At 33.4% G+C, this 2225-nt stretch carries 2 protein-coding genes; both read right to left on the bottom strand.

Annotated features, from left to right (window positions below; genetic code table 11):
- Window positions 1–249 precede the first annotated feature (249 nt).
- Window positions 250–1029 carry a hypothetical protein gene (locus tag ACXAG4_RS15485; protein ID WP_475297002.1) on the bottom strand — a complete coding sequence of 260 codons (780 nt, stop codon included), beginning with the start codon at window positions 1027–1029 and terminating at the stop codon, window positions 250–252.
- A 658-nt stretch (window positions 1030–1687) separates the two neighbouring features.
- Window positions 1688–2119, bottom strand: coding sequence for a hypothetical protein (locus ACXAG4_RS15480; RefSeq protein WP_475297001.1), 432 nt, complete (start codon window positions 2117–2119; stop codon window positions 1688–1690).
- Window positions 2120–2225 lie beyond the last annotated feature (106 nt).

Raw genomic sequence — 2225 nt, 5'->3', positions numbered from 1 at the left:
TCCTTTCTTTGAGTGAAAGTCGTCTGTGTTTTGAACTCATATTACAAATCTATAATTTTAGATTTGTTGCGTTAAGTTATTGAATAGACCATTGTTCAGTGTAATGTTTGCCAACGGTCTCGGCTATGGATAGTTGCGTGGTTTGGTCACTAATTTAGCAAAAGTTCTCGAACCAGAGGAAAATCCGTAGGATTTTCCGAGTAACATAGACCAAGCAATTATTTATAGCCATTGTTAGCCATAGTATTTTTAATTCCCGAATGGACTTTTGTCATTCATAAAAGGGCTATCAAAAGTTTGCCATTCAGTAGTTTTTAATGATTTTCCGTCCGTGTTCATTGGCGTGAATCTTACTTTATATTTACCTTTATTATTGAAAGTAAATGCTCCTGCACACATTCCGTGTCCAACGTGTAATTGTTCATTCCATTCTTTTATGTAATATGTGGTTTGCTCATTGGTTTTAATGTCAACCACTTCTGTTTTGTACCAAACTTCAGAACTTGATTTGTTCTTTATGTTGAAGATTGCATTTGCATCGGGACCACATCCATAATGGATTACTTCTGTCTTATCAAATTCAAGAGTTAAATTTGAATTTAAAGTATCCAATGATTTTTTGTCTGTTGTTTTCCAATACACTTTTTCATATTCTTTTTTGTCAGAATTCCAATTTCTCATTTCATTTGATTCTCTTTCGGTTTGTTTAGAATATTTGAGAAAGTATTTTGTATTGGGTTTTAATTGAGTTAAAGGACATAAAATTGCTTGAGTTAATTCCATTTGACCTTTTAGAATCTCTTGAACATTTAGTTCAATTATTTCTCCGCTTTCGCTTTCTAAAAAAATTGTTCTGTCCATGAAAGTGTTAATTGTCTTTTGACTAAATGCGTAACCCTGAATAATAAACATTGAATTTAAGCTGATTTCTTTTGTTTCTGGGAAGAAAGACATTCCACTCATTCCGCAATCAGCAAAAGCAGATTTAATTCCGAATGTCAATAATAAAAGAAAGGTGATTTTTTTCATAATGTTAGTTTTCAAACATTCATCAAATATCGTTCCGTTGATATTATGGCTAACGGTTAACGGCTAGAAATTCGTTGCGGAAAAATCCGCAGGATTATTCCGCCGTAGAACGAATATAGTAAAAAGAAATGAATTTTCGGAAGAAAATTCAGTCGCAATGATTTTTAGCCAATGTTGTTTTTAGTAGCGGCCCACAAGAGTGAGCAGAGTCAGTTTGCGTGTCTGTTATTTTAACCGCAGCGTTTATTTAGTCGGCAATTTATTGGTCGGCTACATTTTTTATCCAAAGTGTTAATTTTTAGCTTTCAGATTTAATTTTTTTTTAAAATCCGCAACAGTAGTTTTTCACGCAAAGTTTTAAGTTTTAAAGAATCCTAGTGAATATCGATTGTAGTTTTTTTTCAGCGTTTTGCTGAAAGTCGGTCGCAGTTGAGTGATCAAGTTTTAACCGGCATTTTGTGAATCGGATGTTTTTAAAGAGTTCGAGTGAGCGTCGGCCGCTATTGAAAGCAACGTGTTTGTATATGGAAAGTTGCGTGTTTGCGTGCGAGGAATTTCCGAAGGAAATTCAGACGTAGCAAACGTGCAACGACCTTTGTTTTAGTACAACACCAGCAATTTTTTATATACGGTGTTGTGTGTAGTTTTATTCCGATTTCTATCCGTCAATCGAAACTCCAACTTGTTTATTATTCTCAAAATGAACATTGAAAAAGTAATTTTGACCTTCTTTTTCCTGAAAAGCCATTTCAAATCCTTCGTCACGTACAGATATTCCTTTCAATTCAAAATGTTTTTCAATCGATACGAATTCCATTTCCGCATTTTCAAATTGTTCTTTAAGTGCTTTTTCCGATTCGGACTTTATTTCCGTTTCGTTATTCAACGCATTTAGTAAAATCCGTTTCTGATTTTCAGATATTCCGTCCTTATTTCCTGCGACAAGAATTTCAATATCAGAATCCAAAAATCTTTTATTCACTTGCCAACCAACATCATTTCCTCTCGTGCTAAAACTCTCAATTTCTCCAAAATCAGAGTCAGTCGTTTTTAGTTTTTTACTTCCAAAAAGTTTTCCAAATATTCCCATTCAGTTTGGTTTTAGTTGGCACATTCAAGGTTCTAACGCAACAAAGTGTGTTTATTTATTAATGATACTAAGCTACATTTTTTAATTCAAATTCCAAGACTTCTTT

Source organism: Seonamhaeicola sp. ABD4_175, assembly GCF_056160885.1.
The sequence above is the reverse complement of the archived record's forward strand: the minus strand, read 5'-3'. Positions and strand labels throughout refer to the sequence as shown.

Coding starts and splice junctions, on each gene's coding strand:
- ACXAG4_RS15485 (WP_475297002.1), bottom strand. CDS start 1,029: ATGAAAAAAATCACCTTTCTTTTATTATTGACATTCGGAATTAAATCT.
- ACXAG4_RS15480 (WP_475297001.1), bottom strand. CDS start 2,119: ATGGGAATATTTGGAAAACTTTTTGGAAGTAAAAAACTAAAAACGACT.